The sequence below is a fragment of the Simplicispira lacusdiani genome (genome assembly GCF_003604195.1).
GTDB classification, from domain to species: domain Bacteria; phylum Pseudomonadota; class Gammaproteobacteria; order Burkholderiales; family Burkholderiaceae_C; genus Simplicispira; species Simplicispira lacusdiani.
This window is the reverse complement of the sequence record NZ_QXGR01000004.1, coordinates 326,941-339,390: the sequence shown is the minus strand read 5'-3', so window position 1 is coordinate 339,390 and position 12,450 is coordinate 326,941. Positions and strand designations below refer to the sequence as shown.

General features: G+C 68.8%; 11 protein-coding genes. 1 reads left to right on the top strand and 10 read right to left on the bottom strand.

The features are described from left to right. The 4 genes from D8S75_RS07775 to D8S75_RS07760 all read right to left on the bottom strand — a co-directional run bounded on the left by D8S75_RS07775 (position 1) and on the right by D8S75_RS07760 (position 4,834). The gene (locus tag D8S75_RS07775) at positions 1 to 1,284 is read right to left on the bottom strand and encodes a dihydrolipoamide acetyltransferase family protein (protein WP_119965605.1); all 1,284 of its coding nucleotides are present in this window, start codon (positions 1,282 to 1,284) and stop codon (positions 1 to 3) included. Between the two features lie 2 nt (positions 1,285 to 1,286). Next, positions 1,287 to 2,339 carry an alpha-ketoacid dehydrogenase subunit beta gene (locus D8S75_RS07770; protein ID WP_232828970.1) on the bottom strand — a complete coding sequence of 351 codons (1,053 nt, stop codon included), beginning with the start codon at positions 2,337 to 2,339 and terminating at the stop codon, positions 1,287 to 1,289. A 3-nt stretch (positions 2,340 to 2,342) separates the two neighbouring features. After that, on the bottom strand, positions 2,343 to 3,578 hold the full coding sequence (locus tag D8S75_RS07765; protein ID WP_119965604.1) for a 3-methyl-2-oxobutanoate dehydrogenase (2-methylpropanoyl-transferring) subunit alpha: 1,236 nt from the start codon (positions 3,576 to 3,578) through the stop codon (positions 2,343 to 2,345). A gap of 167 nt (positions 3,579 to 3,745) precedes the next feature. Then, the gene (locus D8S75_RS07760; protein WP_119965603.1) at positions 3,746 to 4,834 is read right to left on the bottom strand and encodes a BMP family ABC transporter substrate-binding protein; all 1,089 of its coding nucleotides are present in this window, start codon (positions 4,832 to 4,834) and stop codon (positions 3,746 to 3,748) included. Positions 4,835 to 4,979: 145 nt separating this feature from the next. Here D8S75_RS07760 and D8S75_RS07755 point away from each other — a divergent pair, with 145 nt between their 5' ends. Further along, entirely contained in the window at positions 4,980 to 5,429 is a 450-nt protein-coding gene (locus D8S75_RS07755; RefSeq protein ID WP_119965602.1) for an HIT family protein, read from the top strand. Positions 5,430 to 5,436: 7 nt separating this feature from the next. Here the strand turns inward: D8S75_RS07755 and D8S75_RS07750 are convergent, their stop codons facing one another. From D8S75_RS07750 to D8S75_RS07725, 6 genes are all read right to left on the bottom strand, one after another. Next, positions 5,437 to 6,486: an adenosine deaminase gene (locus D8S75_RS07750; protein ID WP_119965600.1), complete on the bottom strand. Its 1,050-nt coding sequence runs from the start codon at positions 6,484 to 6,486 to the stop codon at positions 5,437 to 5,439. Between the two features lie 74 nt (positions 6,487 to 6,560). Further along, complete coding sequence (locus tag D8S75_RS07745) at positions 6,561 to 7,721, bottom strand: BMP family ABC transporter substrate-binding protein (RefSeq protein WP_119965598.1); 1,161 nt, start codon at positions 7,719 to 7,721, stop codon at positions 6,561 to 6,563. A 44-nt stretch (positions 7,722 to 7,765) separates the two neighbouring features. Next, positions 7,766 to 8,686: an ABC transporter permease gene (locus D8S75_RS07740; RefSeq protein ID WP_119965597.1), complete on the bottom strand. Its 921-nt coding sequence runs from the start codon at positions 8,684 to 8,686 to the stop codon at positions 7,766 to 7,768. A gap of 1 nt (position 8,687) precedes the next feature. Continuing rightward, the gene (locus D8S75_RS07735; protein WP_119965595.1) at positions 8,688 to 9,767 is read right to left on the bottom strand and encodes an ABC transporter permease; all 1,080 of its coding nucleotides are present in this window, start codon (positions 9,765 to 9,767) and stop codon (positions 8,688 to 8,690) included. Continuing rightward, positions 9,754 to 11,364, bottom strand: a complete 1,611-nt coding sequence (locus tag D8S75_RS07730) for an ABC transporter ATP-binding protein (RefSeq protein WP_119965593.1) — start codon at positions 11,362 to 11,364, stop codon at positions 9,754 to 9,756. The genes D8S75_RS07735 and D8S75_RS07730 overlap by 14 nt, the downstream gene beginning before the upstream one ends. 77 nt (positions 11,365 to 11,441) lie before the next feature. Further along, positions 11,442 to 12,374: a LysR family transcriptional regulator gene (locus tag D8S75_RS07725; RefSeq protein WP_119965592.1), complete on the bottom strand. Its 933-nt coding sequence runs from the start codon at positions 12,372 to 12,374 to the stop codon at positions 11,442 to 11,444. Positions 12,375 to 12,450 lie beyond the last annotated feature (76 nt).

The window sequence follows — 12,450 nt, the reverse complement described above, 5'->3', positions numbered from 1 at the left end:
TTACTCCACGAACAGCAGGGCCGGGGTTTCGAGCAGCGCGCGCATGGCCTGGATGAATTGCGCCGCGTCCATGCCGTCGACCACGCGGTGGTCGAACGAGGACGAGAGGTTCATGAGCTGGCGCGCCACCACCTGGCCGTTGCGGAACATGGGCCGCTCGACCATGCGGTTGACGCCGACGATGGCCACCTCGGGGTGGTTGATGACCGGCGTGCTGGCGATGCCGCCCAGCGCCCCCAGGCTGGTGAGGGTGATGGTCGAGCCTGTCAGCTCCTCGCGCGGCGCCTTGCCACTGCGCGCGCCTTCGGCCACGCGCGCGATGCCCGCCGCGCAGGCCCACAGGTCCAGCGCCTCGGCATGGCGCAGCACCGGCACCATGAGGCCGCCGTCGGTCTGCGTGGCCACGCCCAGGTGCACGGCCGCGTGGCGCGTGACCACGCCGGCCTCGTCGTCGAAGCGGGCGTTGATCTGCGGAAAATCACGCAGCGCGAGCACCATGGCCCGCGCCAGGAAGGGCAGCAGCGTGAGCTTGCCGCGCGTGGCACCGTGGAGCTTGTTGAGTTGCTGGCGCAAGGCCTCCAGCTCGGTCACGTCCACCTCTTCCACGTAGCTGAAATGCGGAATGCGGCGCTTGGCCTCCTGCATCTTCTGCGCGATCTTGCGGCGCAGGCCGATGACGGGGATCTGCTCCTCGCCATGGCGCTCCACGTAGGGCGAGGCGCCCTGCGCAGCCGCCTGGCCGCCACCGGCCAGATAGGCGTCGAGGTCGTCGTGCCCGATGCGGCCGGCCGGGCCGCTGCCGTGCACGTAGCGCAGCTCCACGCCCAGGTCCAGCGCACGGCGGCGCACCGCCGGCGAGGCCAGCGGTCGCTCGTCCGCAGTGCGCGGCACCACGGCGGCGCGGGGCGCCGCCGTGGGCCGCGCGGCCGCAGGTGCCACAACGGGGGTGGGCGCCGGAGGCGCCTCGGACGCTACTGAAATAGGAGCTGCTGGCGCTTGTTGGACGGTCGCTGGAGCCGGATTTTGTTTCAAATTGCCTTCACCCTCGACCTCCAGCCGCACCAGCTCGGAGCCCACGGCGATGGACTGACCCACGGCACTGCCCAGCGCCAGCACCTTGCCCGCCACGGGCGAAGGAATCTCCACCGTGGCCTTGTCGGTCATCACGTCGGCGATGGGCTGGTCCTCGGCCACCATATCGCCGGGCTGGACATGCCAGGCCACCAGTTCCACTTCGGCGATGCCCTCGCCAATGTCGGGCACCCGGATTGCGTAAATACCCATGGTCATGCCTCCACTGCGCGCTTGAGGGCCGCGCCCACGCGCGCCGGTCCCGGGAAATAGGCCCATTCCTGGGCGTGCGGATAGGGGGTGTCCCAACCGGTCACGCGCTCGATGGGGGCCTCCAGGTGGTAGAAGCATTCCTTCTGCACCAGCGCCGTGAGTTCGGCGCCAAAGCCGCTGGTGCCCGTGGCCTCGTGCACCACGACGCAGCGGCCGGTCTTCTTCACGGAGTTGACGATGGTCTCCAGGTCCAGCGGCCAGATGGAGCGCAGGTCGATGATCTCGGCGTCGATACCGGCTTCGCGCGCGGCGCATTCGCTCACCCAGACCATGGTGCCGTAGGTCAGCACCGTGACGGCCTTGCCGGGGCGGAACACGGCGGCGCTGTCGAGCGGCACCGTGTAGTAGCCCTCGGGCACCATGCCCATCGCGTGCTTGGACCAGGGCACGACCGGCCGGTCGTGGTGGCCGTCGAACGGGCCGTTGTAGAGGCGCTTGGGCTCCAGGAAGATGACCGGGTCATCGTTCTCGATGGAGGCGATCAGCAGGCCCTTGGCGTCGTACGGGTTGCTCGGCATCACCGTGCGCAGGCCGCAGACGTGGGTGAAGATGGCCTCGGGGCTCTGGCTGTGCGTCTGGCCGCCGTAGATGCCGCCGCCGCAGGGCATGCGGATGGTGAGGGGCGCTGTGAAGTCGCCCGCCGAGCGGTGGCGCAGGCGCGCCGCCTCGGAAACGATCTGGTCCATGGCCGGGTAGAAGTAGTCGGCGAACTGGATCTCCACCACCGGCCGCAGGCCATAGGCGCCCATGCCGACGGCCGTGCCGACGATGCCGCCCTCGGAAATCGGCGCGTCGAAGCAGCGCGACGTGCCGTACTTGGCCTGCAGGCCTTCGGTGACGCGGAACACGCCGCCGAAGTAGCCCACGTCCTGGCCGTAGACGATGACGTCATCGTCGCGTTCCATCATCACGTCCAGGCCCGAGCGCAGGGCCTGGATCATGGTCATCGGCACGGTCCCTGCCGTGGCCGCCGTGTCTTTTTCTTGCGTTTCCATGGCTCAGACCCCCAGTTGCTGGCGCTGCCGGCGCAGGTGCTCCGGCATGTCCTTGTACACATCGTCGAACATCGTCGCGGCGCTGGGCACGCGGCCGTCGAGCAGCGTGCCGTGGCTCTCGGCCTCCTTCTGCGCGGCGATCACTTCCGCCTCCAGCTCCTTCTGGGCCTGGGCGTGGCGCTCTTCGCTCCACTCGCCGATCGCGATCAGGTGCTGCTTGAGGCGTTCGATCGGGTCGCCCAGGGGGAAGCGCTGCCAGTCGTCGGCGGGGCGGTACTTGGACGGGTCGTCCGAGGTGGAATGCGGGCCGGCGCGGTAGGTCACCCACTCGATCAACGTGGGCCCGTTGTTGGCGCGCGCGCGCTGCGCCGCCCACTGCGAGGCGGCGTAGATGGCCAGGAAGTCATTGCCGTCCACGCGCAGCGAGGCGATGCCGCAGCCCACGCCGCGCTGGGCGAAGGACGTGCCTTCGCCGCCAGCGATGGCCTGGAACGTGGAGATGGCCCACTGGTTGTTGACCACGTTGAGAATCACCGGGGCGCGGTACACATGGGCGAAGGTCAGCGCCGTGTGGAAGTCGGATTCGGCCGATGCGCCGTCGCCGATCCAGGCGGAGGCGATTTTCGTGTCGCCCTTGATCGCCGAGGCCATGGCCCAGCCCACGGCCTGGATGACCTGGGTGGCGAGGTTGCCCGAGATCGAGAAGAAGCCCGCGCGCTTGTACGAGTACATCACGGGCAGCTGGCGGCCCTTGAGCGGGTCGCGCTCATTGCTCATGAGCTGGCAGATCAGCTCGGACATGGGCACGTCGTCGCGCGAGAGCAGCAGGCCCTGCTGGCGGTAGGTGGGGAAGCACATGTCGCCCTCTTCGAGCGCCTGCGCATGTGCCACGGCGATGGCCTCCTCGCCCAGGCACTGCATGTAGAACGAGAGCTTCTTCTGGCGCTGCGCGACCAGCATGCGGGCGTCGAAGATGCGCGTCTTCATCATGGCGCGCAGCCCGCGCCGCAGGCGTTCGGGGTGGATGGCCGGGGCCCAGGGACCGACGGCGCGGCCATCCTCATCGAGCACGCGCACCAGGCTGTTAGCCAGGTCGGCGGTATCAAAGGCGGGGGCGTCGGGGGGAGGTCTGCGTACTGCGCCGGCCGGCGAGACGCTGAGATAAGAGAAGTCGGTCTTGCAGCCCGGGCGCCCAGTAGGCTCCGGCACATGCAGCCGAAGGGCTGTGTGCGATGTCATCCACGGTCTCCGCGCGCGATTGTGTCGCGCGCTTACGTTATGGGATTGGGATGCAACGCCGGGGTGTTGGCGCTGCATCCCCCTCTTTGCGCTGTGGCGCAACCGTGGATTCTATGCCTGTGGATGCCGGGTCGCCAGCCCCTGCAAAGGGCCTGGCACCGGCAGGGTCAGCGCGTGAGCTTGCCCACCACGCCCTCGGCCAGCCAGTTCATGCCAAGAATCTGGGCGTCGCCCAGGGTCTGCCCCTTGGCGATCACTTCATGCCCCTCGTTGTCGCGCACGGCGGTCCTGGTGGCCTGGAAGGGGTGCAGCTTGCCAGCGGCGATGTCCTTCTGGCGCGCCAGCACTTCCTGCTGCACGGCCTGGGGCACCTTGCTGCCGAAGTCGCCCACGCGGATCATGCCCTCCTTCACACCGCCCCAGACGTTGCCGCTCTTCCAGGTGCCGTTCTGCGCGGCGCGCACGCGGGCCGTGTAGTAGTCGCCCCACTGGTGCGTGACCGCCACGATCTGGGCATCGGGCCCCACGCGGCGCATGTCGGAGTGGTAGGCCACGGCCAGCTTGCCGCGCTCCTGCGCGGCCACCATCACCGCCGTGGAACCGGTGTGGAAGGCCACCACATCGGCGTCCTGGTTGAACAGCGCCATGGCGCCATCGCGCTCCTTGGGCGGGTCGAACCAGACGTTGAGCCACACCACCTTCACCTGGGCCTGCGGGTTCACCGAGCGCATGCCCAACGTGAAGGCGTTGATGCCCTGCAGCACCTCGGGGATGGGGAAGCCCGCCACGTAGCCGGCCACGCCAGTCTTGCTCATGCGGCCCGCCGCGATGCCCGCGAGGTAGCGGCCCTCGTAGTAGCGCGCGTTGGCCGTGGCCACGTTGGCGGACTGCTTGTAGCCGGTGATGGATTCGAACTTCACGCCGGGGAAGTCCTGCGCCACCTTGAGCGTGGGCTCCATGTAGCCAAAGCTCGGCGTGAAGATGATCTTGTGGCCCGTGGCGGCCAGGTCGCGGATCACGCGCTCGGCGTCCGGCCCCTCGGGCACGTTCTCGACAAAGGTGGTCTTGACGCCCGCGCCCAGCGCGGCCTCGACGGCCTTGCGGCCCTCGTCGTGCTGGCGCGTCCAGCCGGCCTCGGTGATGGGCGAGACGTAGACGAAGCCGGCCTTCACGGGTTCGGCGGGCGCCTTGGTCTGGGAAAAAACGGGGGAGAAAAAACAGGCGGCCGCGAGCGCGGCAGCGAGGTTTTTGTACATGGTGGTCCTCTACATGGTCCCGAGAATGGAAAAGCAAAAGACCGCCGGGACAGCGGTCTTTGCATTCGATTTTACCGCAGGCGGCCCGTGGCGCCCGCACGGGCTACCATGCCGCCATCACCCACCCTTGCCAAGGAGCCGCCGCATGCCCCTGTTCGTCGACACCTCGCCCCCCGGCCAATGCCTCTTCTGCCGCCTGGTGGCGGGCGAGATCCCGTCCGCCCGGGTCTACGAGGACGCGCTGACCCTCGCCTTCATGGACATCGGCCAGGTCAACCCCGGCCATGTGCTCGTGGCCACCAAGCGCCATGCCGCCACGCTGCTGGACATCACGCCCCAAGAAGCCGCCGCCGTCATGCAGACGGCGCAGCGCGTGGCCGGCGCCATCCAGGAGACCTTCGACCCGCCCGGCATCACCCTGCTGCAGGCCAATGGCCGCGAGGGCGAGCAGACGGTGTTCCACTTCCACATCCATGTGGTGCCGCGCCATGCGCAGGATGGCATCGGCTTCACCTGGCCGCGCAAGAACCCGGACGCCGCCACGCTGCGGGACTACGCGGCGCGCCTGACTGCGGCCATCGCGCCAACGCCCTGACGAACCGTCAATCGTGCTCGACGAAGCGCTCGAACGCTTCCTTGAGCTGGTGCTGCCAGTGGCGCTTGTCGGCCTCGCTGGCGAAGCTGGCCTCGAAGCTGTTGCTGGCCAGCTGGTAGGCGTGGCGCGCCGTCAGGCCGGTGGCGGCGAACACCTGCGTGAAGTTGTCGTTGATGTAGCCGCCAAAGTAGGCCGGGTCGTCGGAATTGACCGTGGCGCACAGCCCCGCGTCGAGCAGCTGGCGCAGGTTGTGGTCCTTGAGGTCGGGGAAAACGCGCAACTTTTGGTTCGACAGCGGGCACACGGTGAGCGGAACACGCTCCTGCGCCAGGCGCCGCACGAGCGCTTCGTCCTTGAGCGCCTGCACGCCATGGTCGATGCGCTCGACCTTGAGCACGTCGAGCGCGCTCCAGATGTAGGCCGGCGGCCCCTCCTCGCCCGCATGGGCAACCAGGCGCAGTCCCAGCTCGCGGCAGCGCGCGAACACGCGCGCGAACTTCTCGGGCGGATGCCCGACCTCGCTGCTGTCCAGGCCCACGCCAATGAACTTGTCTTGCAAGGGCAGCGCCTGCTCCAGCGTGGCGAAGGCGTCCTCCTCGCTGAGGTGGCGCAGGAAGCACAGGATCAGCGACGCGCTGATGCCATGCGTGGTGCGCGCGTCCTCGCAGGCGCGGTGCAGGCCGTTGATGACGGTTTCGATCGGCACGCCGCGCGCGGTGTGCGTCTGTGGATCGAAGAAGATTTCCGCATGCACCACGTTGTCGAGCGCGGCCCGCGCCAGGTAGGCACGCCCCATGTCGTAGAAATCCTGCTCGTGCAGCAGCACGCTGGCACCCGCGTAGTAGATGTCCAGGAAGCTTTGCAGGTTGGTGAACGCGTAGGCGGCGCGCAGCGCCTCCACGCTGGGATAGGGCAAGCGCAGATCGTTGCGCCGCGCGAGTTCAAAAATGAGTTCGGGCTCCAGCGAGCCCTCGATATGGATGTGCAGCTCGGCCTTGGGCATGGCGCGCAGCAGCGCGGGCAGGCGGTTGGCGGATATGGGTGGAACCTTGAACATCGCAACTCCTTCCATCACTGAAAAATAAAGGGCCGCCCACGGGCGGCCCTTTGGCGGGTGCGCGGGCTGGCGGCTTATTTCTTGTCGCCACCCGGGATTTTGCCTTCCACGCCCTTGACGTAGAAGTTCACGCCGCCGAGGAACTTGTCGTCGGCGACCACGTCCTTGGCCAGCACTTCCTTGCCATCCTGGCCCACGATGGGGCCCTTCCAGATGGCGAAGGAACCATCGGCCAGGCCCTTCTTGATTTCCTCGACCTTGGCCTTGGTTTCGGCGGGCACGTCCTCGGCGATGGACACGATGTCGATCGCGCCTTCCTTCACGCCCCACCAGGCCTGGCCCGTGGCCCACTTGCCATCCAGCGCGTCACGCGTGGCCTGGATGTAGTACGGACCCCAGTTGATGATGGCCGACGCCAGGTGGGCCTTGGGGCCGTAGGCGGTCATGTCCGAATCCCAGCCGAAGGCGCGCTTGCCCTTTTCCTGGGCGGTCTTGAGCACAGCCGGCGAGTCGGTGTTCTGGAACAGGATGTCGGCGCCGCCGTTGATCAGCGAGGTGGCGGCCTCGGTTTCCTTCGGGGGGCTGAACCACTCGTTCACCCACACGACCTTGGTCTTGATCTTCGGGTTGACCGACTGGGCGCCCAGCGTGAAGCTGTTGATGTTGCGCAGCACCTCGGGGATCGGCACCGAGCCCACCACGCCCAGCGTGTTGGACTTGGTCATGGAGCCCGCGATCACGCCGGCCATGTAGGCACCCTCGTAGGTGCGGCTGTCGTAGGTGCGCATGTTCTCGGCGGTCTTGTAGCCGGTGGCATGCTCGAACTTCACGCCAGGATTGTCGGCGGCGACCTTGAGCATGGACTCCATGTAGCCGAAGGTGGTGCCGAAGATCAGCTTGTTGCCCTGGCCGGCCAGATCGCGCAGCACGCGCTCGGCGTCGGCGGACTCGGGCACGCTCTCGACGAAGCTGGTCACGACCTTGTCGCCGAATTCCTTCTCGATGGCCTTGCGGCCGTTGTCATGGGCGAACGACCAGCCGCCGTCGCCCACGGGGCCGACATAGGCAAACGCGATCTTCAGCGGCTCGGCCTTGGGCGCGGGGGCCTCGGTCACCGGCGCGGGAGCCGGTGCGGGCGCCGGCTCTTCCTTCTTGCCGCAACCCACGAGTGCGGCGGCGGCCACGGCGGACAGTGCAGCCACTTTCAGCAGGGCGCGTTTGTTCAGATCGGTCATGTCGGTTCCTTCTGGGGGAAATGGTAGGACAGGAAAAACGGCCATTATGAGCCGGGATGGAAGGGTTTGCCCAGAGACGCAGGCATGTTCACGCGAATCCACTCCGGATTGCGCGAGATGAGCGCCAGCACCACGATGGTGGAGAGGTAGGGCAGCATGCTCAGCCACTGGCTGGCCACCTGCACCCCGGTCGCCTGCAGGTGGAACTGCAGCATGGTCACGCCGCCGAACAGGTAGGCGCCCAGCAGCACGCGCGCGGGGCGCCAGGTGGCGAAGGTGGTCAGCGCCAGCGCAATCCAGCCACGCCCGGCCACCATGCCCTCGACCCACAGCGGCGTGTACACGGTGGAGATATAGGCCCCGGCCAGACCGCACAGCGCACCTCCCGCCACCACGGCCGCCAGGCGGATGCGTCGCACCGGGTAACCCAGCGCGTGGGCCGACTGGGGCGATTCGCCCACCGAACGCAGCACCAGCCCGGCGCGCGTGCGGTAGAGGAACCACACCAGCGCCGCCGCGAAGAGGACCGTCAGGTACACCATCGGGTGCTGGCGGAACAGGGCCACGCCCAACAAGGGCACATCGGCCAGCAAGGGCAGTTCGTACTTCGGCAGCTCGGGCAGCTTGGCCTGCACGTAGCTGATGCCCGCGAACGCCGAGAAGCCCACGCCGAACAGCGAGAGCGCGAGCCCGGTGGCGTACTGGTTGGTACCCAGCCAGATCACCAGCCAGCCGAAGACGGCCGCCAGCACCGCGCCCGCCGCCATGCCCGCGGCAAAGCCCAGCCAGGTGTTGCCCGTGTGCACCACGGTGGCGAAGCCCGCGATGGCGGCGCACAGCATCATGCCCTCGGCCCCGAGGTTGACGATGCCGGCCTTTTCGTTGATCAGCAGGCCCAGGGCCGCGATGGCCAGCACGGTGCCGGCGCTCAGGGTGGCGCCGATCAGCAGCGCATACGATTCCATGTCAGACCTCCTGCCGTGCCGGTTGCGCGCGCACCCAGCGCACGCGGTAGGCGATGAGCGTGTCGCAGGCCAGCAGCGAGAACAGCAGCAGGCCCTGGAACACGCCGGTGAGCGACTTCGGCAGACCCAGGCGCGACTGCGCCAGCTCTCCGCCGATGTAGAACATGCTCATGAGGATGGCCGAGAACACCATGCCCACCGGATGCAGGCGCCCGACGAAGGCCACGATGATGGCGGCGAAGCCGTAGCCCGCGGGCACGTAGGGCGTGAGCTGGCCGATGGGCCCGGCCACCTCCAGCGCCCCTGCCAGGCCGGCCGCCCCGCCCGAGACGAGCAGCGCCGTCCACAGCGCGCGGCGCGACGAGAAGCCCGCGTAGCGCGCCGCCGCCGGCGCCAGGCCGCCCACCTGCTGGGCGAAGCCCGCGCGCGAGCGGAACAGGAAGACCCACAGCGCCGCCGCGCCGGCCAGCGCGATCAGCAGGCCGACATGCACGCGCGAACCGGCCATGAGGCGCGGAATCTGCGTGACCTTCTCGAAGGTGCGCGTCTGCGGGAAGTTGTAGCCCATGGGGTCCTTCCAGGGACCGAACACCAGGTAGCTCAGCAGCAGCGTGGCCACGTAGACCAGCATCAGGCTCACCAGGATCTCGTTGGCGTTGAAGCGGTCGCGCAGCACGGCCGTCAGGCCCGCCCAGGCCATGCCGCCCAGCACGCCGGCCAGCAACAGCGCCGGCACGATCCAGCCGCCCGTGTCCTTGCTGGCCATCAGCGCCACGCCACCGGCGGCGATGGCGCCCATGACGAACTGCCCCTCGGCGCCGATGTTCCAGACGTTGGAGCGGAAGCACACGGCCAGGCCCAGCGCGATGAGCAGCAGCGGCGTGGCCTTGACCATGAGTTCGCCCAGCGCGTACTTCGAGCGCAGGGGCTCCCAGAAGAAGACCTGCAGGCCGCGCACCGGGTCCTTGCCGAGCACGGCGAACAGCACGACGCCGATCAGCACGGTCACGCACAGCGCCAGCAGCGGCGAGCCATAGGTCCACAGGCGCGAGGCCTGCGGCCGGGGTTCAAGCTTGATCATGGTGCTCCACGCTTTCCATTGCCGCCAGTTGCTGGCGGTTGCGCGCCAGGTGGGCCTGCACGTCGCCATGCCACAGGCCGCTCATCCATTCGCCGATGCGCTCGACGGTCGCGTCGGCGCGGTCCACCGAGGGCGAGAGGCGCCCCTTGGCCATCACGTACATGCGGTCGCTGATGTCGAACAGCTCCTCCAGCTCCTCGCTGAGCACCAGCACGGCGCAGCCCGCGTCGCGCAAGGCCAGGATCTCGCCGCGAATCTGCTGCGCCGCGCCCACGTCCACGCCCCAGGTGGGCTGCGAGACGATGAGCAGGCGCGGCTTGGCCGAGATCTCGCGTCCGACGATGAACTTCTGCAGGTTGCCGCCCGACAGCGACTGCGCCGCCGCGTTCGGCCCGCCCGCCTTGACGCCGAAGCGCTCGATGATGCCGCGCGCCTGCGCCTGCAGCACCGACATCCTGATCCAGCCCGCGCCGCCCACCGCGTCGCTGCGCGTCAGCAGCAGGTTGTGCGCCAGGCCCATGCTGGGCACGGCGCCCCGGCCCAGGCGCTCCTCGGGCACGAAGTGCAGGCCGAGCATGCGGCGCTGGCGCGGGCCCAGATGCCCGGCCCTCTGGCCGGCCACCTCCACCATGTCGGGTCGCGCGCGCTGGTCCTCGCCCGACAGCGCGTAGAGCAGTTCCTTCTGGCCGTTGCCGGACACGCCGGCCACGCCCACCACCTCACCGGCGCGCACTTCGAGCTGCAGGTCGATCAGGTCGACACCGAACTGGTCGGCGCGCGGCAGGCTCAGGCCGTCCACGCGCAGCACGGCGTCGCCCGCGTGTACGGGGCGATACTCCAGCGCGGGCGGCTCGGCGCCGATCATCAGGCGCGAGAGCGAGGCGTTAGATTCCTCGCGCGGGTCGCACACGCCCGTCACCTTGCCACCGCGCAGCACGGTGCAGGCGGTGCACAGCGCGCGGATCTCGTGCAGCTTGTGGCTGATGTAGAGGATGCTGCAGCCCTCGGAGGCCAACTTTTTCAACACAACGAAAAGCTTCTCCACCGCCTGCGGCGTGAGCACGGAGGTGGGCTCGTCGAGGATGAGCAGGCGCGGCTCGGTGAGCAGCGCGCGGATGATCTCCACGCGCTGCATCTCGCCCACGCTGAGCGTGTGCACCGGGCGCAGCGGGTCGATGTCCAGCCCGTACTCGGCCGCCTTGGCGCTGATGCGCTGGGTGACCTCGGCCAGGCCCTGGCTCTTGTCCAGCCCCAGCCAGACGTTCTCTGCCACGGTCAGCGTGTCGAACAGGCTGAAATGCTGGAACACCATGGCGATGCCCAGGTGCCGCGCCTCCTGCGGGTTGCGGATGTGCACGGCCCGGCCATCGAAGTGCACGCTGCCCTCGTCGGGCTTGACGGCGCCGTAGATGATCTTCATCAGCGTGGACTTGCCCGCGCCGTTCTCGCCCAGCACGGCGTGGATCTCGCCCGGCCGCACGGCGAGCGAGACGCCGCTGTTGGCCACCACGGCCGGATAGCGCTTGGTGATGCCCGAAAGCTGCAGCCGCGGCGGCGCGGCCTGGCCGGGGGCGTCGGGGGTTGCGGTGGAATTCATGCGCGCGATTGTCTCTCAGTTTGTTTCATTTTCTTGCACAAAAAAGCCCCTGGCACTGGACTGGAAAGCGCCTACAGCTATTGTTTTCGTAGCGTTCCCGCCACATCCCGCACGCAGTCGCGCAGCCACGCGACCGCCGCCGAATGGTGCGTGCGCTCGTGCCAGAGCTGGTAGTACATCAGCGCCGGGAACGCCACCGGGCTGGGCAGGATGGCCACGGGCAGGTGGGCGGTGAAGCGCTCGCAGTACTGTCGGCCCGTGGTCAGCACCAGCAGGCTGGAGGCCACGATCTCCGGAATCAGGCTGAAATGCGCGCAGCGCGCCGTGATGTGGCGTCGCAGCCCCAGGCCGTCGAGGTGGCCGTCGATCACGCCGCGCGCGCCCGGGTGCGTGGGCGTGGGGGCGATGTGCTCGGCCGCCAGCCACTCCTCGGTGCTCCAGCCCCGGCGCACGGCCGGATGCTCGCGCGAGACCAGGCACACCACCTCGTCGGAGAACAAGCGGCCCAGGTGCAGGTCGCCCGGCGGCTGCGGCCAGTTGCCCACCACCACGTCGGCCTCGCCCTGGGCCAGCAGCGCGTGGTAGTGGGCATCGGGCGAGAGCGGCAGGATGTCGATCGGGCACAGCGGCGCCTCCTGCTTGAGGCGCGCGACCAGGCGCGGCAGGAACAGGGGGTCGAGGAAATCGCTCGCCGCCACGCGGAAGGTGCGCGTGGCGCTGCGCGGGTCGAAGCCGCGCGCGTCGGAGAACAGCGCCTCGGCCGCGCGCAGGATGGCCCCCGCAGGCTCCACCATGCGCAGCGCCGCGTCGGTGGGCGCCATGGCCCCGCCCGAGCGCACCAGCAGCGGGTCGCCCGCCAACGCGCGCAGGCGCTTGAGCGCGGCCGACACCGCCGGCTGGTGCATGCCCAGCCGCACGGCGGCCCTCGATACGCTGCGTTCCAGCAACACGGTGTGCAAGACCCTGATGAGATGGAGGTCTATCTTGTCGAAAAGGGCTTGGTCTCTCATAGCTTGGGATGCATTCTCGTCATAAGGCCACGCATATGCCGCGCACCCCCAGGCGCCCTACCCTCGGCACAGATCC

Bases quoted from the DNA above. Each gene is read 5' to 3' on its own strand.
- D8S75_RS07770 (WP_232828970.1), bottom strand. From the start codon at position 2,339: ATGGAAACGCAAGAAAAAGACACGGCGGCCACGGCAGGGACCGTGCCG.
- D8S75_RS07735 (WP_119965595.1), bottom strand. From the start codon at position 9,767: ATGATCAAGCTTGAACCCCGGCCGCAGGCCTCGCGCCTGTGGACCTAT.
- D8S75_RS07755 (WP_119965602.1), top strand. From the start codon at position 4,980: ATGCCCCTGTTCGTCGACACCTCGCCCCCCGGCCAATGCCTCTTCTGC.
- D8S75_RS07760 (WP_119965603.1), bottom strand. From the start codon at position 4,834: ATGTACAAAAACCTCGCTGCCGCGCTCGCGGCCGCCTGTTTTTTCTCC.
- D8S75_RS07745 (WP_119965598.1), bottom strand. From the start codon at position 7,721: ATGACCGATCTGAACAAACGCGCCCTGCTGAAAGTGGCTGCACTGTCC.
- D8S75_RS07775 (WP_119965605.1), bottom strand. From the start codon at position 1,284: ATGGGTATTTACGCAATCCGGGTGCCCGACATTGGCGAGGGCATCGCC.
- D8S75_RS07750 (WP_119965600.1), bottom strand. From the start codon at position 6,486: ATGTTCAAGGTTCCACCCATATCCGCCAACCGCCTGCCCGCGCTGCTG.
- D8S75_RS07725 (WP_119965592.1), bottom strand. From the start codon at position 12,374: ATGAGAGACCAAGCCCTTTTCGACAAGATAGACCTCCATCTCATCAGG.
- D8S75_RS07730 (WP_119965593.1), bottom strand. From the start codon at position 11,364: ATGAATTCCACCGCAACCCCCGACGCCCCCGGCCAGGCCGCGCCGCCG.
- D8S75_RS07765 (WP_119965604.1), bottom strand. From the start codon at position 3,578: ATGACATCGCACACAGCCCTTCGGCTGCATGTGCCGGAGCCTACTGGG.
- D8S75_RS07740 (WP_119965597.1), bottom strand. From the start codon at position 8,686: ATGGAATCGTATGCGCTGCTGATCGGCGCCACCCTGAGCGCCGGCACC.